Genomic DNA, 26,110 nt, shown 5'->3' on the forward strand with positions numbered 1-26,110 from the left:
GAGAGATGAAGTGTTAAGAGTGGCATGATAACGCAAATTTGCTAACCTAAAATAGGTATATGATGAGTGAACTCACATTGCTATTTTACTTTAAGGAAAACTGTTTTTAAGCGGCCGTATCTTGAAGACTAGGCTAAGCAAAGTCACTTAATAGGTTAAACAGCTTGAGTCTCGCACTGTTGCTGTTTGCATGTTAATCAACCTTGTTTGGGGCTAGAAAATATTTTTTATTTTAACTAGCTGATATTAATGGAATATAGAGGAAAGTTAACCTTATTATGCTTAGAACATTTGTAGCGAAATTAAGGTTCGGGTATACTGTTTTCCCGTCCTGTTATATCCATCATCTTTTAAACCTAAACTTTCAGGTTCAGCATGAAAACTAATTATATTTTTGTGACCGGCGGGGTCGTATCCTCTCTGGGTAAAGGCATTGCCGCAGCCTCTTTGGCGGCTATACTCGAAGCCCGTGGACTCAATGTCACCATTATGAAACTGGATCCGTACATCAACGTTGATCCTGGTACAATGAGCCCAACCCAACACGGGGAAGTTTTCGTAACAGAAGACGGCGCTGAAACTGACTTGGATTTAGGTCATTATGAGCGTTTTATCCGTACCAAAATGACACGCCGTAATAACTTTACGACTGGCCGTGTTTATTCAGAAGTACTACGCAAAGAGCGTCGTGGCGACTATCTAGGCGCAACTATCCAAGTCATCCCTCATATCACTAATGAAATCAAAGACCGCATTATCCGTGGTGGTGAAGGTCATGATGTTGTTCTCGTTGAAGTCGGCGGAACGGTTGGTGATATCGAATCTCTACCATTCTTAGAAGCGATTCGCCAAATGGCGGCTGAAGTTGGTCGTGAGCGCACTTTATATCTACATTTGACGCTAGTGCCCTATCTGGCAGCAGCAGGCGAAGTTAAAACGAAACCGACTCAGCACTCAGTAAAAGAGCTGCTCTCTATCGGTATTCAGCCTGACGTATTGATTTGTCGTTCAGACCGCGTTATTCCTGCGAATGAGCGTGCGAAAATTGCTTTGTTCTGTAATGTTCCTGAAAAAGCCGTTATTTCACTGAAAGATGTTGATTCTATCTATAAAATCCCTGGTATGTTGAAATCACAAGGCTTGGATGAGTACATCTGCCGACGTTTCAACTTGGATTGCCGCGAAGCGAATCTTTCTGAATGGGAACAAGTCATTTATGAAGAAGCTAATCCTACTGGTGAAGTTACCATCGGTATGGTTGGTAAATATGTAGAATTACCCGACGCTTATAAATCCGTGATTGAAGCGTTGAAACACGGTGGTTTAAAAAATCGCCTCACCGTCAATATTAAACTGATTGATTCTCAAGATGTAGAAACACGTGGCGTTGAACTGTTAAAAGGCTTAGATGCAATTCTCGTTCCTGGTGGATTTGGTGAACGTGGCATTGAAGGTAAAATCATGACAGCGCGCTATGCACGTGAAAACAAAGTGCCTTATTTAGGTATTTGTTTGGGAATGCAGGTTGCTTTAATTGAGTTTGCACGTAATGTTGCCAACATGGAAGGGGCGAACTCAACTGAGTTTGATGCGGAGTGTAAATATCCGGTTGTTGCGTTAATTACTGAATGGCGTGACGAAAATGGTAATCTAGAGGTGCGTTCTGAAGAGAGCGATCTTGGTGGCACGATGCGTGTAGGTGGTCAACCATGCCACTTAGTGAAAGACAGCTTAGTTCGTGACATGTATGGCGAAGATACAATTATTGAACGTCATCGTCATCGTTATGAAGTGAATAATATGCTGCTAAAACGCATTGAAGATGCTGGTTTAAAAGTTGCAGGTCGTTCAGTGGATAATAAACTGGTTGAAATTATTGAAAATCCAAACCACCCATGGTTTGTAGCATGCCAGTTCCACCCTGAATTCACTTCAACACCAAGAGATGGTCACCCATTGTTTGAAGGTTTTGTTAAAGCCGCTGGTAGCTACCAGAAAGGTGAGTTGAAATAAGATATGGCGGGATAGGTCAATGGCCTATCTCCCACAATTTAACTTGTACTGAGGAAAACCTAATGTCCAAAATCGTTAAAGTGATCGGTCGTGAAATCATTGATTCTCGTGGTAACCCAACTGTAGAAGCTGAAGTTCATTTAGAAGGTGGCTTTGTTGGTTTAGCTGCTGCGCCATCAGGTGCATCTACAGGTTCTCGTGAAGCACTGGAGCTGCGTGATGGTGATAAATCACGTTTTCTGGGTAAAGGTGTTTTGAAAGCAGTTGCGGCAGTGAATGGTCCAATTGCAGAAGCGCTGATCGGTCAAAATGCGAAAGACCAAGCAGCTATCGATAAGATCATGATTGATCTGGATGGCACTGATAACAAATCTAAATTTGGTGCAAACGCGATTCTGGCTGTGTCTTTAGCTAACGCAAAAGCAGCCGCTGCGGCAAAAGGTATGCCTCTTTACGAGCATATTTCTGACCTGAACGGTACTCACGGTCAATATTCAATGCCTCTGCCAATGATGAACATCATCAATGGTGGTGAGCACGCTGATAATAACGTTGATATTCAAGAATTCATGATCCAGCCTGTTGGCGCTCCTACGCTGAAAGAAGCTGTTCGTATGGGTTCTGAAATTTTCCATCACTTAGCTAAAGTACTGAAGTCTAAAGGTATGAATACAGCTGTGGGTGATGAAGGTGGCTATGCACCAAACTTAGAATCTAACGCTGCTGCTTTGGCTGCGATTAAAGAAGCAGTTGAACAAGCTGGTTATGTTTTAGGTAAAGATGTTACTCTGGCTATGGACTGTGCGGCTTCTGAGTTCTACAACAAAGAAACAGGTAACTACGAATTGAAAGGTGAAGGTAAAACCTTTACTTCACAAGAATTCACTCATTACCTAGAAGGTCTGACCAAAGAATACCCAATCGTTTCTATCGAAGATGGGTTGAACGAATCCGACTGGGATGGTTTTGCATACCAAACTAAAGTACTTGGTGACAAAATCCAATTGGTTGGTGACGATTTGTTCGTTACAAATACCAAGATCCTGAAAGAAGGTATTGAGAAAGGCATTGCTAACTCTATCTTGATTAAATTCAACCAGATCGGTTCTTTGACTGAAACTCTGGCTGCAATTAAAATGGCGAAAGATGCGGGTTACACTGCTGTTATCTCTCACCGCTCAGGTGAAACTGAAGATGCAACCATTGCTGACCTAGCAGTTGGTACCGCAGCGGGTCAAATTAAAACAGGTTCTATGAGCCGTTCTGACCGTGTTGCTAAATACAACCAACTGATCCGTATTGAAGAAGCTCTGGGTGAGCGTGCGCCATTCAATGGTTTAAAAGAAGTTAAAGGCCAAGCGTAATTAGATATTAGGCTCAGTCATTAAAGAAAACGGGAGGCTCAGGCTTCCCGTTTTTTTATTCAATATATTGAATCGTTGTAGGGATTCCGCTTATCTGTCGATAAAAGCGATAATTTTTTATGTATCAAATGAAAAAATAGCTAAATTGCGCGTTTCAGATCTCAATTTTTGATTATCCACATTTTCATTCCATTCAATTAACTCTATATTTCCTCCACTGTAAATAAATATTAACAAGAGCTTGATGTGTTACCGCACTGATGAGCCAATGGAGTTAACATGGATGCTTCTGAATCCCTAAAACCTTCTGTGGGGCCAACCCCGTCCAATGTTAGGGGCTGGGTGATTTTAGCTATTGATATCGTATTGCTAATTTTACTTTTAAAGTATTTGCCTTTTGATGATAAAGCAAATGCAGGCCTAGCAATGATGGTATTTATTGGTGTGCTTTGGTTAACTGAAGCTATACACGTGACTATCACTGCATTATGTATTCCAATTCTAGCGGTAGGGCTAGGGTTAATGAACACTGGGGATGCGTTGAAATCCTTCGCTAACCCAATCATTTTTCTATTCTTCGGTGGCTTTGCTTTGGCAACGGCTTTGCATATTCAAGGTCTAGATAGACTGATTGCTAACCGTTTGTTGATGATAGCCCGTGGGCGCTTATCTGTTGCGGTGGTGTTATTGTTCGGTGTTACTGCATTACTTTCGATGTGGATTAGTAACACTGCGACTGCGGCGATGATGTTACCACTTGTATTAGGTATTCTCTCTAATTTAGATGTTCGCCATGAACGTAATACATTCGTGTTTGTGTTACTCGGCGTTGCTTATAGTGCCAGTATTGGTGGGTTAGGGACTATTGTTGGTAGTCCTCCAAACGCAATCGCTGCATCTGCACTTGGTTTAGACTTTTTATCATGGATGAAATACGGCATTCCGATCATGGTTGTATTACTGCCTATGATGTTTGTGCTGATGTTTATGATGTTACGACCAAATCTGAAGCACCGCTTTGAATTAGAACTTGAGCATGTGAAGTGGAATGGTAAACGTATCACTGCCATGATCATTTTCTTAATTGCGGTTGTTTGCTGGATTACGAGTACGTTTATTAGTGATGCGTTAGGTGGTGTTAAAGACTTGGACACCATTATTGCTGTAAGTGCAGCAATTCTAATTGGGATTACTGGTGTTGCTAGCTGGGCTCAAATTCAGAAAAATACTGAGTGGGGTGTACTGATGCTGTTCGGTGGTGGTTTAACACTGAGCGCGATTTTAAGTTCATCTGGAGCAAGTAAGATAATGGCTGACTGGATGCAAATGACATTTGGTCAAAGCCACTGGTTTGTTATTATTTTAGCGGTGACTACATTCATCATTATTTTAACAGAATTTACCAGTAATACGGCGAGTGCGGCGCTATTAGTTCCGATTTTTGCCACAGTCGCTGAAGCATTAGGCATGCCTCCAATGGTATTAACGATGATCATTGGTATTGGTGCATCTTGTGCCTTTATGTTACCTGTTGCAACACCTCCGAACGCTATTGTCTTTGGTTCTGGTTATATTAGACAGATAGAAATGGTCCGTGTTGGCGCGGTATTGAACGTAGCTTGTATCATTGTGATCTCACTGTTTGCTTGGTTCTTCTGGTTATAATGACCCAATAGTGAGTTCAAGATTAAATTTTTATCCCCTAGCGGCCTCAAATGAGGCCGCTAGTGTTTAATAAGGCGTGTATTTTATTCTTTTAATAGTGACTTTAGTGATTCTTTTAAAAATTGGCACTTTGTCCGACTAAGGTTTGTTGGTTACTACCTAAACGTAATTGCCCCGTGATAGCCAACTGATTCTCACCTTGTAATGAAAAATTCATCGCTTCAATTAACCCATTAATATCAATTTTATTTTGTGGACACACAAAACTGTCTTTACATTGATACCGATGACTTTCGAGCAAAATTGAACGCCCCATAAGTTTGGCATTTTCACTTAATTCAAAGTGACTTCCCTCACTATGCAAAGTTGTTGAACGGTATTTAGCACCTGAATGGAGTAAACCTTCACTAATAGACAAGTAAGCATTGCCTGAACTACTGAGATAGTTTTGAACTGCTGAGGTAATATTGACTGCATTTTGTAGTTTGATACGATCAGCAAACACATTAATTTTAGATAACTGTATAGGCACAGCCTGCTGCTGGCTGATGATGACTTGGCTACCTGGAGATACAGAGAATTTTAATTGCTTATAATCCTCAAGGGGTTTAGGGATAAGTTTATCTTGGTCTGTTTTATCTTTAATAAATTGCCTTTCGAAGTTACCTGCTATCAATGAAAGACTAGAAATATTACTTGCGGAGCCATTATGCCAAGTGATGCCATTAGGATTAGCAATCACAAGGTTGGCCGTTTTACCTTTAATCGCAATAACGCCTTGGATATTGGTCGCTTCACTTCCTGTCACTTCCGCAAGGATCATTTTAGCGGCCTTACCATCAAGAGTGCGATTATCTTGAATATCATTATTAAAAACTAAACCATGTTCATTAGAAGAGAGTGTTTCGAAACTATTGAATGAAATATGGTTTTTAAGCGGGGCGGCAATATTGATCGTTTTAGCTTGGTTGATATCAAGAGTAGAAGCCGATAAGTGAGTATGGACAAACAATAATACAAATGATGATATTTGGACGGTTAATAATTTCATTGAGTGAAGCTCCTTGCAGTGAAAGATCCCTTTTACTGTTTGGTAGTATAGCTCCGTTTAACTCTTTCAGTTTGGCTAAAAAATAGAATGATCTGTTAAAAAATAAAATATCACTTCACTTAAATAAGCATCATATTAAACTCAGCTTTTCTATGTTTTTCTATATCATTTTTTGACGCTACAGACGTAACTCATTTGGTTTATACATAATAAAAAGGGCCACAGATACAGTGGCCCTTTACGATTTATTCTAACTGAAATGGTTATTCAGTTTTTGCTGGTGAATGACTATGTTCGATGTCTTCAGACTTATTCGAAAAGCGGCGACGGATCACCACGAAGAAGACTGGAACAAAGAAGATAGCTAATGAGGTTGCAGCGAACATACCACCCAGTACACCAGTACCTACCGAGTTCTGTGCCGCAGAACCTGCACCATTACTAAATACCAGAGGGATAACACCGAGCATAAAGGCTAATGATGTCATCAGGATTGGACGTAAACGCATCTTAACCGCGTTAAGTGTCGCTTCGACTAACCCTTTACCTTCTTTTTCCATCAAGTCTTTGGCGAATTCAACAATCAAGATTGCGTTTTTCGCCGATAACCCAATGGTTGTTAACAGACCGACCTTGAAGTAAACATCGTTAGACAGTCCACGAACAGAAGTAAACAGTAATGCACCAATAATACCCAATGGTACGACTAACATGACTGAGAATGGTACAGACCAACTCTCATACAATGCCGCGAGACACAGGAAGACGACAATCAGTGAGATTGCGTACAAAGCAGGTGCTTGGTTACCTGATAAACGTTCCTGATATGACATCCCCGTCCACTCATAGCCAATACCTTTTGGTAGGTTTTCAGTGGTGAGTTTCTCCATCATCAGCATTGCGTCACCGGTACTTTGACCAGGTGCTGCTTGCCCTTGAATATTCATCGAAGGTACACCGTTATAACGCTCTAAACGTGGCGAACCATATTTCCAAGGATCTTGGGATTCATCCAAGAAGGCCGAGAAAGGTACCATGTTTCCTTGGGCGTTACGAACATACAGCGCGCTAATGTCAGATGGCAACATACGGCTTTCTGCATCACCTTGTACATAAACTTTCTTAACACGACCGCGGTCGATAAAGTCGTTTACATAAGTACCACCAAATACGGAACTTAGCGTTGCGTTGATATCCGCGATAGCAACACCTTGAGCCTGTGCTTTTTGCTGGTCAATGTAGATTCGATACTGTGACGTATCATCTTGACCGTTCGGACGAACACCTTGCAAAATCTCAGGGTGCTGAGCTGCTAAGCCAAGTAATTGGTTACGTGCAGCCATTAAGGCATCATGCCCTAAGTTACCTTGGTCAACGAGCTCGAAGTCAAAACCGTTTGCAGTACCTAACTCAACAATAGCAGGTAGGTTAAAGGCATAGATCATGGCTTCTTGTTTCTGAGATAACGCTATGTTCGCACGCTGAACAATGGCTTCAACATGGTTTTCATCGCCTTTACGTTCACTCCAATTTTTCAGAACGACGAACGCTAGACCCATGTTTTGGCCTTGACCTGCGAAGCTGAAGCCACCAACGGTAAATACAGATTCAACGTTACGCTCTTCTTTGGTGTGGAAGTAAGTATTAACTTCATCCAACACGGCTTGTGTTTGTTCTTGCGTTGATCCCGGTGGTAATTGAACCATCGCTAAGAATACCCCCTGGTCTTCTTCTGGTAAGAATGAAGATGGGAGACGAACAAACATTAATGCCATACCTGCCACTAAAATGAGATAGATGATCAGGTAACGGCCCGTACCATTGAGCATGCGGCTAACACTATCGGTATAGTGATGCGCTTGCTTTTCAAATGTACGGTTGAACCAACCAAAGAACCCTTTTTGGCTACCATGACTGCCTTTCTCAATTGGCTTCAACATAGTGGCACAAAGTGCAGGGGTCAGGATCATTGCAACGAATACGGACAGGATCATTGCCGAAACGATGGTTACTGAGAACTGACGGTAAATTGCCCCTGTTGACCCTCCAAAGAAAGCCATTGGGATAAATACCGCTGATAGCACCATCGCAATACCGACCAACGCGCCTTGAATTTGTCCCATGGACTTTTTAGTCGCTTCTTTTGGCGGTAGACCTTCTTCTTGCATAACACGCTCAACGTTTTCGACAACAACGATGGCGTCATCCACAAGAAGACCGATGGCAAGCACCATCGCAAACATGGTCAAGGTGTTTATCGAATAACCGAAAGCTGCCAAAACAGCAAACGTTCCAAGTAAAACCACGGGTACAGCAATTGTTGGGATTAATGTGGCTCGAATATTCTGCAAGAACAGATACATAACCACGATAACCAACATGATCGCTTCGACTAGCGTTTTAACTACTTCGTTAATCGAAATTTTAACGAAAGGCGTTGTATCATATGGATAAACAATTTCTAGTCCTTCAGGGAAGAACGGTTCCATATTCGCCAGTGCAGCACGAACGTTGTTAGCAGTATCTAGTGCGTTAGCGCCTGTTGCGAGTTTAATACCGATCCCCGCCGCAGGTTTACCATTAAAACGGGCAATAGTACTGTAGTTTTCAGCACCTAACTCAACCGTTGCAAGATCTTTTAAACGCACCTGAGAACCATCCTGATTAACACGTAACAGGATATTGGCAAACTCTTCAGGACTGTTTAAACGTGTTTGCGCGATGATTGAAACGTTCAAGCGTTGGCCATCAACTGGAGGTGTTCCCCCTAACTGACCTGCCGCAACTTGGTTGTTTTGCACTTTAATGGCATTGATAACATCATTTGTTGTCATGTTGTACTTCACGAGCTGTTCTGGTTTTAACCAGATACGCATCGCGTATTGCGTACCAAACAACTGGGTTTCCCCAACACCATTGACTCGGCTAAGTGGATCCTTAATGTTTGAACCTACATAGTCGGCAATATCATATTGCCCCATAGAGCCATCGGCAGAAACGAAACCAGCTACCATCAAGAATGAACTGGTAGATTTATCAACGCTGATACCTTGCTGCTGTACTTCTTGTGGTAGTAATGGCATTGCAAGTTGCAGTTTGTTTTGAACCTGAACCTGAGCAATATCACCATCAGTACCTGCTTCGAACGTCAGCATGATACTTGCAGAACCGGATGAATCACTGGTTGATGACATATACACCAAGTTATCGATACCATTCATGTTCTGTTCGATAACCTGAGTCACTGTGTTCTGTACCGTCGATGCATCTGCGCCCGGATAGTTTGCCGAAATAGAAACGGACGGCGGTGCAATAGTCGGGTACTGTGCCACAGGTAACTTGATAATTGCCAACAGACCAGCAAGCATAGTAATAATCGCGATTACCCATGCAAAAATTGGTCTATCTATAAAAAACTTAGGCATTAATCAACCGCTCCCTTACTTAGACTTTTGTTCAGGTTGAGCCTGATTGTCTATGGTTTGCGCTTCTAAATTAGCTTCCTTAGGAACGACAACAATACCGGGTTTGATTTTTTGTAGGCCAATCACAATCACGCGATCGCCATCCTTCAAGCCATCAGTCACCAGCCATTTGTTGCCTACAGCTTGTGCTGCTTTAACTTTTCTGACTTCAACTTTATTCTCGGCACCAACAACCATGACTTGAGCGTCACCTTGTGGCGTACGAGCTAAACCTTGCTGAGGAACCAGAATCGCTTTTTCCATAACACCATCTTCTAAGATAGCGCGCACAAACATTCCTGGCATAAGCTCTTTATTTGGGTTCGGGAATACTGCTCTCATCGTGATTGAACCTGTTGTCTCATCCACGGTGACATCAGAAAATTCCAGAGCTCCTTTTTGGGCATACTCTTGGCCATTATTAATGACTAAGCTAACAGGGGCTTTGCCCGGCTCTTTTTGGAGAGCACCTTTTTCTATCTCATTACGTAGGCGTAAGAAATCCTCACTGGATTGCGTAACGTCAACATAGATAGGGTCTAGCTGTTGAACTCGCATCAACTCAGTCGCTTGTCCTGAAGCAACTAATGCACCTTCTGTGACATTAGATTTGCCAGTACGACCGCTGATAGGCGCAGTAACTTTGGTATAGTTTAGGTTAATACGCGCAGTCTCAACGGCTGCTTCTGCTGCCTTAACGGCTGCTAAAGCTTGAGCATAAGTTGAGGAGGCCTGATCGTATTCTTGCTTACTAATATAATTAGTGCCTAGAAGTGGTTTGTAGCGTTTTACAGTCAAACCCGCTAAGTTTGCGTTAGCTTGCGCTTTAGCAAGTTCCGCTTTAGCACTATCAAAAGTGGCTTGGAAAGGCGCTGGATCTATCTGATATAAAGACGTTCCGGCCTCAACATCGCTACCTTCTTTGTAGTTACGTTTGAGTATAATGCCACTTACCTGTGGGCGAACTTCTGCAATACGATATGCAGACGTACGACCTGGTAATTCAGTCTTGATAGTCAGAGGTTCGGCTTTAAGCGTAACAATTCCTACTTCAGGCGCCGGGCGTTCACCGCCACCTTTCTGTTCATCGTTACAACCTGATAAAGCTAAGCCACCTGAAAGAACCAACAGAGCCAGAGGTAACACCCCTCTGTTTTTTCGCATAAGTTAACCTCAATTAATCAACATGAGTAAAAAACAATACAAGAAAATGGTAAACAATAAGATTTATCACTATGCTATAGTACAAACATACACGAATGTATGTAAATCAGCTTTGTATATAAACGAGTTACAATGGCACGAAAAACTAAACAACAGGCCGAAGAAACCCGTCAGGAAATTTTAGATGCTGCCATCAAAACCTTCTCTGAACGAGGTGTTTCGGCGACATCGTTAGCCGATATTGCAAAGGCCGCTGGTGTAACCCGCGGTGCGATATACTGGCACTTCAAAAATAAGGTCGATTTATTCCACCAAGCTTGTGAATTTAGTGATAGCCAGATATTACAGGCCGAAAACTATTATCGTCAGAAGTATAGTAATGATCCACTAGCAATTCTAAAAGAAATTTTAGTTTATATTTTGACAGATTTTATAGAAAGCCCTAAAAATCGCGCTTTAATGGATATTCTTTTCCATAAGTGTGAATTGGTAGGTGAAATGGCTGTTATTGTGGATTTAAAAAGAGAAAACTATATGGCGAGCCATTATCGTATCATTGAACATTTGCGTAGTTGTGTTGAACTAGGACAATTACCTGCGAACCTTGATTTAGAATGTGGTGCTATTATGGTACGAGCGATGATGGCGGGGCTATTGGAGAACTGGTTATTACAGCCTGATAGTTTTAATATACAAAAACGTACTGAAATGCTGGTAGAAACCATGTTAGACGCATTGAAATACAGTCCATCTTTACGGCTAAAGACAGAACAGCCAGAATAATTGGAGAGAGGTTATGTCATCAATTTTAATAATTGCTAATGGTGCTCCTTACGGTAACGAAACGTTATTTAACTCATTACGGTTAGCAATCACACTAAAAGAACAACATCCGCAAACCGAACTGAAGTTATTTTTAATGTCGGATGCCGTTACGGCGGGAATTAAAGCGCAAAAGCCAAAAGAAGGTTATAATATTCAGCAAATGTTAGAAATTTTGACTGCACAGCAGGTGCCAGTGAAATTATGCAAAACCTGTACCGATGCACGTGGTGTTAGTGAATTAGCCCTAGCAGATGGTGTCGAGATTGGTACATTAGTTGAGCTCGCTGCTTGGACATTAGAAGCAGAAAAAGTTCTAACGTTTTAATTAGGACTCAATGTGCTGTTAGTCTTTACTAGCAGCGCGCTTTATTTTATCTAAACAGAATCAAAAAACCTATTATGGGTTCATCCATGCGGACACTGAAAAATCTAAGAGACTGGCAATTCAGGGTTATCTTTGTACTCTTTGCTTTCTTCTTTTCTTGCTATGCTAATGCTGCAATAAGTAATTCTCTTCCAAGCAAAAATGACATTCAAAATAAACTGAATGTATTGAGTAAAAAAAGTAACCAAAGTGCTGAAGATAAGCTGTCTATTGCTGATATTGAAAAGTCGCTTATTTTTTATGATGAGCTAAGTAAACTGGATAGTAAGTCGGATGAACTGCAAAAAAGTCTCGATAGGGCGAGTGATGATGCTAAACATGCGGTGAATGCATTACAACAACTTAAAAATAACAGTGAAGAAGAAACACGGAATTTTACCAATAGCATCAAGAATGCGTCACAAAAACAGTTAGAAGCTATGCTCAGTCATGCATTAGAACAATTACAAGCTGAGCAGAATGACCTTGCCAATTACAATAGCTATTTAATTACTTTGCAAACTCAGCCAGAAAGAGCGCAAGCGGTGATGCTGGAGAATGCTCGGCGATTACAAGAAATACGTAATGAGCTTAATAGTGTTTTTAATGAATCGACAAAACTACGAGATACACAAATTGAATTACTGCAAATAGAACAGAACTATTTACAGCAACAAAATGATTATCAAAAACGTGTGTTACAGGGCAACACCCAGTTGCAAGATGTATTACAAAAACAACGTGACTACACGATTTATTATATTGAACAGCTTGAAAACCGTATTCAATTACTACAATCCTATATAAGCAGTAAACGGCTTAATGATTCTGAAGCTACAGCGCGTGAGGCACAAACCTCCACGGATAATGAACTACAGTTAAAGCAAAATCCTATCATTCAAAAAGAATTAGCGATTAATAATGCGCTTAGCGAACGTTTGATCGAAGTGACTCAGAGTAATAATCTCATGGTACAAAATAGTATCCGTGTGAAAACTTGGCTTGAACGAGCAACGCAGTCTGAACGTAATTTGAAAGAACAAATTAATGTATTACGGGGTAGCTTATTGTTATCACGTATTCTGTTTCAACAACAAATTGATTTACCAGATGATATTTTAACTAAAAATTTGCCTAATACCATTGCGGATCTACGCCTTGAACAGTTTGATGTTAATCAGCAGCGTGATGCGTTATATCAAATGAATAATTACATCTTGAATCTGGAGAAACAATTAGCGGAAAAGTCAGGTGGGGAACAAGACAGTCGTTATTTGTTGTCAGATGAAGATAAACAAGCGTTAACTAAATTATTGGATGTAAGGCGTGAGCTATTAGATGAGCTTAATCTACAATTAGGTAATCAAATTTCTCAAGCGATTAATTTACAACTCGATCAAAATCAATTATTGAGTGTGATTAGTTCGCTAGAACACACTCTCGCACAACAAATCTTTTGGGTAAACAGTAATAAGCCGATCGACCTTACTTGGGTTAAAACGTTTCCAGAGGCAGCAACACAACAAATCAATAGTTTTGATTTTAGCTTATCAAAGGGCAATATTAAAAAGGGGATCACCAATTCATTATTCGTGGTAATCCCATTATTGGTATTGGCATTAGTGTTTATTTGGTTATACCGAAAAATCGCTGAACGTTTACAGCAAATCACTCAAAGCCTTTCCAGTTTAAGACAAGATAGTTTATTAAATACGCCATTTGCGCTATTACTTACGCTGTTGCAAACATTACCGACGGCTTTGGTATTACTGGCTATTGGCTATTGGTTTTTAAAAACAGGCAATGCTCAAGGTGAATTTGTGTGGGCGCTTTGCCAGCAATTAGCCATTTTTTGGGTGCTTTTTGAATTAACGTTAAGGGTATTAAAGCCAAGAGGGATAGCAGAAAAGCATTTTAGTATTGAGCCAAAACTTGCCGCACAGACTCGTCGCCGAGTTGCGCGTTTATCACTGCCATTGTTACCATTAATTTATTTTTCAACTTATGGCGTGATTAATCCTCTAAAAGTTTCTGAAGATGTGATTGGGCAGTTAATTGTTTTACTGTCACTACTGATGTTATTTATATTTACATTGCCATTTTGCAAACATATCTGGCAAGAAAAAGGCAGCCATTTAACTCGTTCTGTCGTGGTAACATTGCTCACGTTTTCTCCTCTAATCTTAATTGGTTTAATGATGGCGGGGTATTACTACACCACATTACGTCTGGCTAATCGTTGGTTAGATAGCCTGTATTTATTACTGCTTTGGTATATTACCTATAATGCGTGTTTGCGCAGCCTGACTTTAGTGGCTCGTAAACTGGCTTATCAACGTGCTATCGAACGTCGTAAGGCCCAGCATCAAGAAGAGAGTGAAAACGAACCCATCAAAGAACCGCCAATGACGATTGAATTAATCAGTCAACAGTCATTGCGTTTAACCACGATGGTATTATTTATCATTTTTGCTTTAGCTTTTTATGCAATCTGGTCTGATTTTATTACGATATTTTCATTTTTAGACAGTGTTGATTTATGGCATTACACCGCAACAACCGCTGAAGGTAGCAATACTTTACAATCAGTCACGCTAGCCAATTTAATCTTGGCGATGGTGATTATCGTTGTAGCATTGATTATGACACGCAACTTACCGGGCTTATTAGAGGTTTTAGTTCTATCACGCTTAAAATTACGACAAGGTTCGACTTATGCCATCACCACGATTTTAACTTACATTATTGTCGGTATTGGTGCGATAACGTCATTGGGGATGCTCGGTATTACATGGAGTAAGCTTCAGTGGTTAGCCGCGGCATTAACGGTTGGTTTGGGTTTTGGCTTACAAGAAATTTTTGCAAACTTTGTTTCGGGGATTATCTTATTATTCGAAAGGCCGATTCGTATCGGTGATACCGTAACGATTGGCAGTTATTCGGGAACGGTAAGTAAAATTCGTATTCGTGCAACCACTATCATTGATTTTGATCGCAAAGAAGTGATCATCCCGAATAAAGCGTTTGTGACTGAACGTCTCATTAACTGGTCACTTTCGGATACAGTGACGAGGATTACGGTAGCATTAGGTGTGGCTTACGGTTCTGATCTTGATAAAGTGAAGCAAGTGCTGTTAAGTGCTGCGACCTCAAATAGTAAGGTGATGACAGACCCTGCACCTGCGGTGTATTTCACTGGGTTTGGTGCGAGCACCCTTGACCATGAATTGCGTTTTTATGTTCGCCAAATCGGCGATAGAGGAACGACGAGTGATGAGGTGCATCGTGCAATAGATAAGTTGTGTCGTGAAAATGACATTAATATTGCATTTAACCAGTTAGAGGTTCACCTTCATAACGAGCGAGGTGACGAAATTCAAGAAATAAAACGTGACCCTAACGTAAAAAAAGATGATGGTAATTAATATGACTTAATTGCTCGATGAGCAGGTTGCTTCGGCAGCCTGTTTAGTGAGATAGTCATTTTTTACAATTTCAAGCGCTTTAAGTACCACGTCAGTTTCAACGTCTGAAGTTTCAAGTAAATAGATAAGATCAACGGCAAGCTGAGTTTCTTTGGGGGCATTTTTTAGAGAATCCATTCTGGCTCCTTAGTATCGACTTAGCGAGTTATCGTACGCATTTTTTGGTCATGTATTCAATCTGGTGATTAATCTGTAATATAGGGTAATTTATCGGAGAATATTCATGGCTAAAGTCGATGTAAGGTGCCCATTTTGTCAACAAACTCCCTCAGTGAAAAAACATGGCCTAGGGAGTACAGGTCATCAACGTTATCGTTGTCAAGACTGCTGCCGAAGCTTCCAACTCGACTATGAATATCGTGCCTGCCAGCCCGGTACCAAAGATAAAATTATCGACCTAACGATGAATAATGCCGGTATTCGTGATACCGCTAGAGCCCTTCATATCAGCATTAATGCGGTTGTTCGCACTTTAAAAAACTCTCGCCGAAGCAGGTAACCTCTTTACCCCTTGATAATCTGCACATTGAACTCCTTTGCGAAGTCGATGAACAGTGGTCTTTTGTGGGTAATAAGAAGCAACAACGCTGGCTTTGGTATGCGTGGGAGCCCCGCCTAAAACGGATAATTGCTCATACGTTTGGTCGTCGAAACAAAAGGACTCTTCACCAGTTACTGGCTTTACTGTCTAGGTTTAATGTGGCTTTTTGGTGCACGGATAAGTTCAGTGCTTATGAGATATTGCCCAAGCAGAAACATGTGGTAAGTAAGTTTTATACGCAACGAATAGAAAGAGAGAATTTGAACCTGAGAAACCGCTTGAAGCGCCTTAACCGTAAGACGTTAGGTTACTCGAAGTCACCTGAAATGCATGACAAAATCATCGGTACATTCATTGAACGCGAATACTACCTATTATGATGATCTCTATATTGAATACACGACCCATTTTTTTAGTTGCGACATTGATAGATATTAGTTTTTAATCGAAATAGGAGCAAGTTGATATTACGCAATGATAAAAAAATAATAAGAATAGCGACGAGAAATTAACGTGCCTTTGACATTTTATCGTGAAGGGGAGAGTTAAAATCTACAATAGTTTTTATAATTCTAATATGTGTAGTAAATAATAAAATAACCCGTCATTAATCGATTTGTGAAAATAGAGTAGCTGAGTAATATCATTTATATCAATGATATTGAAGTAGTTTATTGATTGTTATGGTATTACGTGCATGTTAGTATTATTACCTATTGGTAATAGTATAACTGGGTGATTTTGTGACGAAATTATCGGAAAGCCTCTATTTAACATTTTGTATCGTGCTAAGCTTTATTATCACTTATTATATTGCAGGTATTGATGCAACTTTATGGAGTTCACTGTCAGCGCTTCATGGTTATACGATATTTAATAAAGCGAATCGCTATAAAAATATTATTTATTCATTATTATGTTCATTATTTGTGTTTGTAGGGACGGCTCTTGGTTATTCTTTAGGCTTTAGTTATTTGTTCTTTATCGTATTATTTCTATCACCTTTTTTCTATTATCAACTTTATAATGTTGATTCCTCTTTAGAGATGTCGTTTAAGTACTTTATGATTTTCTTTATCATAGGGGCAACCTTAAATAAGTCGAGCTTCAACGGCTTGGTGATAGGTTTACTGATAGGAACGGTGGTGACACTTGCGTTCTGTTACGCTGTGAGCAAACGGAAAACAATTACGATTCACCAGATAAAGAAGTATATCTTTTTAAAAAGAGATAGAGTCACTGTTCCCTTAGTGGGACAATCATTGATCTACTCGACAGGCTTAATTTTTTGTGTTTTATCATCAAGAGCCATCAATATAGACCATTTTTTTTGGGCGCCATTAACCTTTATCTTTGTCTTAAATCCTAAATTAACAAATATCGTTAAATTAACGCGTGATAGGGTCATTGGAACACTGATTGTTGTTTTGATACTTTATTTGGCATTTAACTCATCTATCTTAATGCCATACATAGGTTTTACATTAATTCTCTTGTTTTCATTTTTAATCCCTATCAGTAATACAAAGAAAAATAATGTATTCGGGACAATTTGTTTGACAGGGTTAGTCTTGTCATTAATTGAAATGTCAATTTATCTGAATAATGTTGATTATCATTTATTGTCAGAAAGGATCATGGAAACATTCATTGGTGGCTTATTTGCGGTAGTATGCAGTTACTGCATAAAATTAATCATGAAGAATAAATCAATTTATTGAGGTCGCCTTACAATGGGAGCTGAGGCTACACCCATTAATAATTTAGTCCAAAAATTGGTTTTCTTGATGTTCTATGGCTTTTTCGATACGTATCAATGCTTGTCGGCAACGGTATAGCCTTCCCGCTAATGCTGCAATATCTTTTTGGCATTGGTGACGTTTTACGTGATCGGTCAGGCCATTGAGTTGCAATTCACGTTCACTGACCATGGCGAGTAATCGGCGTTCATAATCTTGATGCTGTGCCAACCGTTCATACAGATCGACGTGTTCTTTCTTTTCTTGAAAAGAGGTCTCTTTTTGGCGTAATGCTTGAGTAGACAGTTCTCGGGAAAGCGCTTGGATTTGATGCGTTATTTTCTCTGTCAGAAAGTTAACTTGTTCAATATGACCAAGTGACACACTGTGGGAAAGTTGTTGGTACAGTTTATTTAACTCTTTTTGGCAATCCCCTAGATGCGTTGATTTAGTGCTAAACAGTTGCGAATCAAAGCGGGAATGTGAAAATTCCTGATCAGCGATAGGTGCTATGCGGGTTTGCAATGCGTCAATTTGCGTTTTTAGCGCATCTAAAAGAGCCTGTATTTTCATTTTTCTTCTCGTTACTAGTGAAAAATCATGGAAAATTGATATGTAGCAATAAAACTTGTCGCAAATAAGCGGCTCCTTATTGCATTTTTATGGTACTTTAAATAGATTCTACCTTTTCGTGTTTACTATTGATTGGCACTTTATTATGACTGCTAGAGAGCAACAACTGCAATTGATTAAAGAAAGTATTGCAACTATCCCTGATTACCCAAAAGAAGGGGTATTATTCCGCGATATTACCACACTGTTAAATAACCCGGCAGCTTATCAAGCTACCATCGATTTGTTGGTTGAGCATTATAAAGATAAAGATGTCACCAAAATTGTAGGTACTGAAGCGCGCGGTTTTCTGTTTGGTGCACCAGTCGCGTTGCGCTTAGGCGTTGGTTTTGTTCCTGTACGTAAAAAAGGGAAACTACCTCGCGAAGTATTAAGTATGACCTATGATTTAGAATATGGCACTGACACGCTGGAGATCCATCGTGACAGTATTCAGCCTGAAGATAATGTATTAGTCATCGATGATCTACTTGCAACAGGCGGTACTGTTGAAGCAACAGTAAGAATGATCAAGCAACTAGGCGCGAACATTGTCGATGCCGCTTTTATTATCAGCCTACCGGATTTAGGCGGCGTAGAGCGCCTTGCTGCTGAGGGCGTTAACTCATTTAGTTTAGTTGAGTTCCCAGGCCACTAATCCTATTTTCCTCACTATTTTTATCACAGTCTCGCCGTAAGGGGCGAGGCTGTGGTAGCATGGTGCTATCACCGTGTTAAGAAACTGCATAATTCATGAGCTATCAGGTACTTGCCCGTAAGTGGCGCCCCCAAAAATTTTCAGATGTTGTCGGTCAACAGCATGTATTGACCGCATTAGCAAATGGTCTGGAACACCAGAGGCTTCATCACGCCTATCTTTTTTCTGGCACTCGTGGTGTCGGTAAAACGACAATTGCCCGTTTGTTTGCCAAAGGTCTTAATTGTGAAACGGGGATCACAGCAACACCTTGTGGAAAATGTACCAATTGCCAAGAGATCGAGCAGGGGCGTTTCGTCGATTTGATCGAAATCGATGCGGCATCGAGAACAAAAGTTGAAGATACGCGAGAATTATTAGACAACGTGCAGTATGCGCCGGCTCGCGGGCGTTTTAAAGTCTATCTTATTGATGAAGTGCATATGCTATCGCGCCATAGCTTTAATGCGTTATTAAAAACGCTAGAAGAGCCGCCTGAGCACGTTAAATTTTTACTGGCAACAACCGATCCACAAAAATTACCGGTGACGATTTTGTCGCGTTGTTTGCAGTTTCATTTAAAAGCGTTAGATGTCACTCAAATTAATGAGCAGCTTGAACATATTTTAAATGCAGAAGGCATTGAACATGATTCGCGCGCGCGCCAGCTCATTTCTCGCGCAGCTGATGGTAGTTTACGTGATGCGTTGAGTTTGACAGATCAAGCGATAGCGATGGGGCAAGGTCAGGTTACAGCAGATATTGTCAGTCAGATGTTAGGTACGCTGGATGATGAGCAGCCGCTTGCGATCATTGAAGCTTTGGTGCGTGCTGATGGTATTGCTGTCATGGAAGAAGTCGAGCATGCAGCAACCCGTGGCGCTGATTGGGAAAATCTTCTGGTAGAAATATTGTCATTGTTGCATCGCGTTGCCATGATCCAGCTATTACCCGCAGGAAAAGAAACGGATCCTTCATCGACGGAAGGGCGTCTCAGACAAATAGCGCGAATAATTTCTCCAGCAGATTTGCAATTATTTTATCAAACATTACTGATTGGTCGTCGAGACCTCCCTTACGCACCAGAACGCCGTATGGGCATTGAAATGGCTTTGTTACGTGCTTTGGCGTTTCACCCCAAAAGCATTATTGAAGAACCCGTAGCACAAACGGTGGCCGTAGAGCCTGCTTCTGTGATGCCGACTCGCTCAGTTGCATCGAAACCAACACCGGCTTCATCACCGTTATCGGCAAATACGCCGATAGCAGAAAATAGTCCTACCTTTCAATTATTAAAGGCTAAGGAAGCGCTACAGTCCTCACAAAATGAGGTATCTGACGGAAAAAAGAATAAACCGGCCGCGCCTGAAAAGGCTAAGCCGGCGATGTCAGCACTTGAGAGGCTGGCCGCGGTCACTAGCCAGCATCAAAAAAAGGGTGTTAACCAAACTGTTGACGCTAAAAAATCGACAAAACCAAAGCATTATCAGTGGCGGCCTCAGTTTGAAGAACCTCAAGCTAAAGAAACGATTACCACACCGACTGAAATAAAAGAGGCGTTAGAGTATGAAAAAACGCCTGAATTAGCGGCTAAGATTATTGAAGAAGGTCGAGAGCGGGATAGCTGGTCAGCAGAAATAGCGCAATTAAATATCCCTAAGCTAGTTGAACAATTAGCTTTGAATTCATATATAGAAAGAATCAGTGAGTCACAAATCGTTCTTCATTTGCGACCCGCGCAGCGTCATCTTAATAAGCCGTCGGCACATGACGCATTACAAAGTGCCTTGAGTGAACACTACGGTCATCCTGTTGAACTAAACATCGTTCAAGATGATAATACCGAAGTGAAAACGCCGCTTGAATGGCGACAGGCGATTTATGAAGAAAAGCTGGCGCAAGCGCGTCAGTCAATTATTGCGGATAAAACGATTCAAAAACTACGCTCGATGTTTGATGCGCAGTTAGATGAAGAAAGTATTCGCCCCGTTTAACGCTACAGTCTCTATGAGCAAGCTGTGGCCTCAGTAGTGAGAGATAACTATGTTTGGTAAAGGTGGTTTGGGCAATCTAATGAAGCAAGCCCAACAAATGCAAGAAAAAATGCAAAAAGTTCAGGAAGAAATCGCCAATCTAGAAGCAACAGGCGAATCTGGCGCTGGTCTAGTCAAAGTTACCATCAACGGCTCACATAACTGCCGCCGTGTTGAGATAGATCCAAGTCTTCTTGAAGATGATAAAGATATGCTGGAAGATTTGATTGCCGCAGCATTTAATGATGCAGCTCGCCGTATTGAAGAAACGCAGAAAGAAAAAATGGCAAGTGTTTCAAGTGGCATGCAACTGCCACCAGGCTTTAAGATGCCATTCTAATGCAAACGAGTCCGCTTCTAGAGTCATTGATGGAAGCTTTGCGCTGTCTCCCTGGTGTTGGGCCAAAGTCAGCGCAACGTATGGCTTTTCATCTGCTTCAGCGTGATCGTAGTGGTGGCATGCGCCTTGCGCAGTCACTGACTCGAGCAATGTCAGAAATCGGTCACTGCCGTGATTGTCGTACTTTTACCGAACAGGATGTGTGTAATATCTGTGAAAATCCGCGTCGTCAACAGAACGGTTTGATTTGTGTGGTTGAAAGCCCTGCGGATATTTATGCTGTGGAACAAACTGGTCAATTTTCAGGGCGTTATTTTGTGCTGATGGGGCATTTATCACCGATTGATGGTATTGGCCCGATGGATATCGGACTGGATAGATTAGAAGAGCGGTTATCTTCTGAAACCATTACTGAAGTGATACTTGCGACTAACCCAACGGTAGAAGGTGAGGCAACAGCAAACTATATTGCGCAGATGTGTGCTCAATATGGCATTACTGCAAGCCGAATCGCACATGGCGTACCTGTTGGTGGTGAGCTGGAAATGGTCGATGGTACGACGTTATCTCACTCATTAGCGGGTAGGCAGCGCCTCTAGTAACAGGTAACATCTTAAGCTACGGGCGGTTGACTGGCTGTAGCTTTAATCACCGCAATGTCTTACCAGAAGCATCGGCTATTATTTTTGTCGCAGTCCTTTCACATAATTCGAATCTCTTCGCTTTTTTATTCTTTAGTATCAATTAGTTATCCCCTTGAGTGACTTATCGTCGCTGAGTCTTCGCGGAGACATTTTTTCTTTCATGCGCTTGAATTTCTGTTTTTTGCCCCCAATTCAATCTCATCGATAAGTCAAAACTATCCCATTAGATTGATGATATAGAGGCATTAATGAGTATGAAAGGACAAGAAACTCGCGGGTTCCAATCTGAAGTCAAACAACTGCTCCAGTTGATGATCCACTCTCTTTACTCAAACAAAGAAATCTTTTTGCGTGAACTTATTTCAAACGCATCCGATGCGGCAGATAAACTGCGTTTTCGTGCACTTTCAAAACCTGAATTGTATGAAAATGATGGGGAACTGCGTGTTCGCATTAGCGCAAATAAAGAAGATGGGACACTCACAATTAGCGATAACGGCATTGGTATGAGCCGTGATGAAGTTATTGATAACTTAGGAACGATCGCTAAATCAGGCACTAAAGCCTTTTTAGAATCTCTGGGTGGTGACCAAGCAAAAGATAGTCAAATGATTGGTCAGTTTGGTGTTGGTTTCTATTCTGCTTTTATCGTTGCTGATAAAGTGACTGTTCGTAGCCGTGCTGCTGGTGCATCGGCAGACCAAGGCGTATTTTGGGAATCTGCTGGTGAAGGTGAATACACTATTGCCGACATTGAAAAAGCGGATCGTGGCACTGAAATCACGTTACATTTGCGTGAAGATGAAAAAGAGTTTTTAGATAACTGGCGTTTGCGTTCAGTTATCAGCAAATATTCAGACCATATTGCACTACCTGTAGAAATTGAAGTTAAAAATGAAGAAGATGGCACAATAACTTGGGAGAAAATCAACCAAGCTAAAGCGCTATGGACGCGTAATAAGTCTGAAATTTCTGATGAAGAGTATATCGAGTTTTACAAACACATCTCCCATGATTATGCGGATCCATTAACTTGGTCTCATAATCGTGTTGAAGGTAAGCAGGAGTACACTAGCTTATTGTATATACCTTCACAGGCGCCGTTTGATCTCTGGAATCGTGAGCAGCGCCATGGATTAAAACTGTATGTTCAGCGTGTGTTTATTATGGATGACGCTGAGCAGTTTATGCCAAATTATTTGCGTTTTGTGCGTGGGGTATTGGATTCAAACGATTTACCCCTCAACGTATCTCGCGAAATACTGCAAGATAGCGCATTAACTCGTAGCTTGCGTGGTGCATTAACCAAGCGTGTCCTGCAAATGCTAGATAAACTGGCGAAGAATGATGCGGAAAAATATCAGTCTTTCTGGCAGCAATTTGGTCTAGTGATGAAAGAAGGACCTGCGGAAGATATGAGCAATAGTGAAGCTATTGCGAAACTGCTGCGTTTTGCATCAACACATAATGATAGCAACGTGCAGAATGTCTCTTTAGAAGACTATATTAGCCGTATGGTTGAAGGGCAGGAGAAAATCTATTACATCACGGCGGATAGCTATGCTGCGGCTAAGAGCAGCCCTCATTTAGAGCTGTTCCGTAAGAAAGGTATTGAGGTACTACTGCTTTCTGATCGCATTGATGAATGGATGATGAACTATTTATCCGAGTTTGATGGTAAGCCTTTCCAATCGGTTAGCAAAGCCGATGAGTCGCTGGATAAACTCGCAGATGAAGATAAAGCAGAGCAAGAAGAAGCCGATAAGCAATTAGAACCTTTTGTTGAGCGTGTGAAAACATTGTTGGCAGATCGCGTTAAAGAGGTCAAATTGACCCACCGTTTGACGGATACACCTGCGATTGTCACCACCGATGCCGATGAGATGAGCACACAAATGGCGAAGTTATTCGCTGCGGCAGGTCAAGAGGCTCCTGAAGTGAAATATAACTTTGAGCTTAATCCATCACACCCACTGGTTAAGAAAGCGTCAGAAGTGACGGATGATGCACTGTTTGCTGATTGGGTTAATGTTTTGTTAGACCAAGCTTTATTAGCAGAGCGCGGTACATTAGAAGATCCAAATTTATTCATTCGTAAAATCAACGAATTATTAATGAAATAATTCGCTAATTGATTTTCGTTTTTGAGCAAAAACCACGTTTTAGCCAGCGCTTTAGCGTGGTTTTTTTCTTTTACGAAAGAAGTAAAATGCGAAAACGTTTACGTGTCTTCTTGAGTAAAGCGCCATCCTAATGGTATGGTATCTTGTTTTCTTTTCAAATTATAAAAAACTAAATAGCAAGGGGTTTACGCAATGCGTATCATTCTGCTCGGTGCTCCAGGCGCCGGTAAGGGCACTCAAGCTCAATTTATTATGGAGAAATTTGGTATTCCACAAATTTCAACTGGCGACATGTTACGTGCAGCAGTTAAAGCAGGTAGTGAGCTAGGTTTAAAAGCAAAAGAGCTAATGGATAATGGTAAGTTAGTGACTGATGAATTAGTGATTGCATTAGTTAAAGAGCGCATCAAACAAGATGACTGCCGCAATGGCTTCTTGTTGGATGGGTTCCCGCGCACCATTCCTCAAGCTGATGCAATGAAGGAAGCCGGTATTGATGTTGATTTCGTATTAGAATTCGATGTACCTGATGAAATCATTGTTGAGCGTATTATTGGTCGCCGTGTGCATGCACCTTCAGGTCGTGTTTATCATGTGACATTCAACCCACCTAAAGTTGAAAATAAAGATGATGTCACAGGTGAAGAGCTCACTATTCGTAAAGATGACCAAGAAGATACCGTTCGTAAGCGTTTGGTTGAATATCATGATTTAACCGCACCTTTGGTCGCTTATTATCAAAAAGAAGCGGCTGCGGGTAACACTCAGTATTTCAAAATTGATGGAACTCGCAAAGTTTCTGAAGTGAGTGAAGAATTAGCAAAAATCCTCGGCTAATAAAGATGATAGCTATCAACAAAGGCAGCGATAATCGCTGCCTTTGCTTTTGTCGCATAAGAAGATAAATAAAGACCGCATTTTATGATATAAAGTTGGGAATAATTATCATTTAAGGAGTATCATTGTGTCAGAGAATAAATTCGGTATTTTATTGGTTAATCTAGGGACGCCTGATGCCCCAACGACTCCGGCAGTTAAACGTTATCTTGCGGAATTTTTGAGTGATGTCCGTGTTATTGATGTCTCTCGTGCGATTTGGAAACCTATTTTATATGGCATTGTATTGCCATTTCGTTCGCCTAAGGTTGCGAAACTCTATCAATCAATTTGGACCGAAGATGGTTCACCTTTACTCGCTTATACGTTAAAGCAGAAAGCTAAGTTAGCTGAATGTTTTCCTAATATACCAATAGAAGTTGGGATGAGTTATGGCTCACCGTCACTGAAAAGTGCAATTGACTCCTTGATGTGCCAAGGTGTGACCGAATTAATCGTACTTCCTTTATATCCTCAGTACTCCTGTTCGACGACAGCGGCTGTCTATGATGGTATTTCCGCGATTCTCAAGCAAATGCGTACAATTCCGTCGTTACATTTTATCCGTAGTTATGCGACGCATCCTGCCTATATTCAGGGCCTAGTCAACTCAATTGAGCAAAGCTTTGCTCAGCATGGTGAACCTGACCGACTGATTTTGTCGTTCCATGGTATTCCTAAACGTTATGCGGATACTGGCGATATTTATCCACAAGAGTGTGAAGCAACAACTCGTTTAGTTAAAGAGGCGTTGAATTTTCCAGCGGAACGTGTATTGATGACTTATCAATCTCGTTTTGGTCGTGAGCCTTGGTTAACGCCCTATACCGATGAGACAATGAATCAATTACCCTCACAAGGCGTAAAATCAGTTCAAGTGATTTGTCCCGGATTTTCTGCGGACTGTTTAGAAACACTAGAAGAAATTAGTGAACAAAATCAACACTTTTTCAAAAGCCAAGGGGGAGAATCCTATCATTATATACCCGCATTAAATGACAGTGAGGATAGTATTAACTTATTCAAAATCCTGATTAATGGTTTAATAAAAACAATTTAAAGTTTAAATTAATATTAAATATGGTGTTTATCGATATATCATAAATCGAG

General features: G+C 41.0%; 20 protein-coding genes. 15 read left to right on the forward strand and 5 right to left on the reverse strand.

Annotation, left to right across the window (positions count from 1 at the left end; all coding sequences use genetic code 11):
- The first annotated feature begins 375 nt into the window (after window positions 1–375).
- The 3 genes from pyrG (at window position 376) to O7C57_RS05760 (ending at window position 5,042) form a co-directional block, all read left to right on the forward strand.
- Entirely contained in the window at window positions 376–2,013 is a 1,638-nt protein-coding gene (gene pyrG / locus O7C57_RS05750; protein WP_154623401.1) for a glutamine hydrolyzing CTP synthase, read from the forward strand.
- Between the two features lie 62 nt (window positions 2,014–2,075).
- Window positions 2,076–3,377 carry a phosphopyruvate hydratase gene (gene eno, locus O7C57_RS05755; RefSeq protein WP_154623400.1) on the forward strand — a complete coding sequence of 434 codons (1,302 nt, stop codon included), beginning with the start codon at window positions 2,076–2,078 and terminating at the stop codon, window positions 3,375–3,377.
- Window positions 3,378–3,656: 279 nt separating this feature from the next.
- Window positions 3,657–5,042 (forward strand): SLC13 family permease, encoded by a 1,386-nt coding sequence (locus tag O7C57_RS05760; protein ID WP_154623399.1) that lies wholly within the window; start codon window positions 3,657–3,659, stop codon window positions 5,040–5,042.
- Between the two features lie 115 nt (window positions 5,043–5,157).
- On the opposite strand, the gene O7C57_RS05765 is transcribed toward O7C57_RS05760, so the two are convergent.
- From O7C57_RS05765 to O7C57_RS05775, 3 genes are all read right to left on the reverse strand, one after another.
- Window positions 5,158–6,093 (reverse strand): filamentous hemagglutinin N-terminal domain-containing protein, encoded by a 936-nt coding sequence (locus O7C57_RS05765; RefSeq protein ID WP_154623398.1) that lies wholly within the window; start codon window positions 6,091–6,093, stop codon window positions 5,158–5,160.
- Window positions 6,094–6,356: 263 nt separating this feature from the next.
- Complete coding sequence (locus O7C57_RS05770; RefSeq protein WP_154623397.1) at window positions 6,357–9,518, reverse strand: efflux RND transporter permease subunit; 3,162 nt, start codon at window positions 9,516–9,518, stop codon at window positions 6,357–6,359.
- A gap of 15 nt (window positions 9,519–9,533) precedes the next feature.
- Window positions 9,534–10,721: an efflux RND transporter periplasmic adaptor subunit gene (locus tag O7C57_RS05775; protein WP_269723759.1), complete on the reverse strand. Its 1,188-nt coding sequence runs from the start codon at window positions 10,719–10,721 to the stop codon at window positions 9,534–9,536.
- A 132-nt stretch (window positions 10,722–10,853) separates the two neighbouring features.
- Here O7C57_RS05775 and acrR point away from each other — a divergent pair, with 132 nt between their 5' ends.
- The 3 genes from acrR to mscK all read left to right on the forward strand — a co-directional run bounded on the left by acrR (window position 10,854) and on the right by mscK (window position 15,335).
- Window positions 10,854–11,504: a multidrug efflux transporter transcriptional repressor AcrR gene (acrR, locus tag O7C57_RS05780; protein WP_154623395.1), complete on the forward strand. Its 651-nt coding sequence runs from the start codon at window positions 10,854–10,856 to the stop codon at window positions 11,502–11,504.
- A 13-nt stretch (window positions 11,505–11,517) separates the two neighbouring features.
- On the forward strand, window positions 11,518–11,871 hold the full coding sequence (locus O7C57_RS05785; protein WP_154623394.1) for a DsrE/DsrF/TusD sulfur relay family protein: 354 nt from the start codon (window positions 11,518–11,520) through the stop codon (window positions 11,869–11,871).
- An 86-nt stretch (window positions 11,872–11,957) separates the two neighbouring features.
- A complete protein-coding gene (mscK, locus tag O7C57_RS05790) occupies window positions 11,958–15,335 on the forward strand; it encodes a mechanosensitive channel MscK (RefSeq protein ID WP_269723760.1) in 3,378 nt (1,125 codons plus the stop codon).
- A 6-nt stretch (window positions 15,336–15,341) separates the two neighbouring features.
- Here mscK and O7C57_RS05795 read toward each other — a convergent pair whose 3' ends face one another.
- A complete protein-coding gene (locus O7C57_RS05795) occupies window positions 15,342–15,512 on the reverse strand; it encodes a YbaM family protein (RefSeq protein WP_154623392.1) in 171 nt (56 codons plus the stop codon).
- A gap of 106 nt (window positions 15,513–15,618) precedes the next feature.
- Here O7C57_RS05795 and O7C57_RS05800 point away from each other — a divergent pair.
- Window positions 15,619–16,316, forward strand: a protein-coding gene (locus tag O7C57_RS05800) for an IS1 family transposase (protein WP_269723143.1) whose coding sequence is annotated in 2 segments (ribosomal slippage) — window positions 15,619–15,868 and window positions 15,868–16,316 — 699 coding nt in all. Because the reading frame shifts where the segments join, the coding sequence is not laid out codon by codon here.
- Window positions 16,317–16,679: 363 nt separating this feature from the next.
- Window positions 16,680–17,657 carry an FUSC family protein gene (locus O7C57_RS05805; protein ID WP_163860836.1) on the forward strand — a complete coding sequence of 326 codons (978 nt, stop codon included), beginning with the start codon at window positions 16,680–16,682 and terminating at the stop codon, window positions 17,655–17,657.
- A 42-nt stretch (window positions 17,658–17,699) separates the two neighbouring features.
- On the opposite strand, the gene priC is transcribed toward O7C57_RS05805, so the two are convergent.
- Window positions 17,700–18,248: a primosomal replication protein PriC gene (gene priC, locus O7C57_RS05810; RefSeq protein ID WP_154623582.1), complete on the reverse strand. Its 549-nt coding sequence runs from the start codon at window positions 18,246–18,248 to the stop codon at window positions 17,700–17,702.
- Window positions 18,249–18,393: 145 nt separating this feature from the next.
- Here priC and apt point away from each other — a divergent pair, with 145 nt between their 5' ends.
- The 7 genes from apt to hemH all read left to right on the forward strand — a co-directional run bounded on the left by apt (window position 18,394) and on the right by hemH (window position 26,060).
- On the forward strand, window positions 18,394–18,945 hold the full coding sequence (gene apt / locus O7C57_RS05815; protein ID WP_154623581.1) for an adenine phosphoribosyltransferase: 552 nt from the start codon (window positions 18,394–18,396) through the stop codon (window positions 18,943–18,945).
- 95 nt (window positions 18,946–19,040) lie between these two features.
- The gene (dnaX, locus tag O7C57_RS05820; protein ID WP_269723761.1) at window positions 19,041–20,978 is read left to right on the forward strand and encodes a DNA polymerase III subunit gamma/tau; all 1,938 of its coding nucleotides are present in this window, start codon (window positions 19,041–19,043) and stop codon (window positions 20,976–20,978) included.
- A 49-nt stretch (window positions 20,979–21,027) separates the two neighbouring features.
- Window positions 21,028–21,357 carry a YbaB/EbfC family nucleoid-associated protein gene (locus O7C57_RS05825; RefSeq protein ID WP_154623579.1) on the forward strand — a complete coding sequence of 110 codons (330 nt, stop codon included), beginning with the start codon at window positions 21,028–21,030 and terminating at the stop codon, window positions 21,355–21,357.
- Window positions 21,357–21,956, forward strand: coding sequence for a recombination mediator RecR (gene recR, locus O7C57_RS05830; protein ID WP_154623578.1), 600 nt, complete (start codon window positions 21,357–21,359; stop codon window positions 21,954–21,956). The genes O7C57_RS05825 and recR overlap by 1 nt, the downstream gene beginning before the upstream one ends.
- A gap of 293 nt (window positions 21,957–22,249) precedes the next feature.
- Window positions 22,250–24,124 carry a molecular chaperone HtpG gene (gene htpG / locus O7C57_RS05835; protein ID WP_269723762.1) on the forward strand — a complete coding sequence of 625 codons (1,875 nt, stop codon included), beginning with the start codon at window positions 22,250–22,252 and terminating at the stop codon, window positions 24,122–24,124.
- 192 nt (window positions 24,125–24,316) lie between these two features.
- Window positions 24,317–24,961 carry an adenylate kinase gene (adk, locus tag O7C57_RS05840; protein WP_154623576.1) on the forward strand — a complete coding sequence of 215 codons (645 nt, stop codon included), beginning with the start codon at window positions 24,317–24,319 and terminating at the stop codon, window positions 24,959–24,961.
- A 127-nt stretch (window positions 24,962–25,088) separates the two neighbouring features.
- On the forward strand, window positions 25,089–26,060 hold the full coding sequence (gene hemH / locus O7C57_RS05845; RefSeq protein ID WP_163860838.1) for a ferrochelatase: 972 nt from the start codon (window positions 25,089–25,091) through the stop codon (window positions 26,058–26,060).
- The last annotated feature ends 50 nt before the right edge of the window (window positions 26,061–26,110 follow it).

Origin of the sequence: Providencia sp. 21OH12SH02B-Prov, assembly GCF_027362595.1 — a bacterium.
GTDB lineage: Bacteria > Pseudomonadota > Gammaproteobacteria > Enterobacterales > Enterobacteriaceae > Providencia > Providencia zhejiangensis.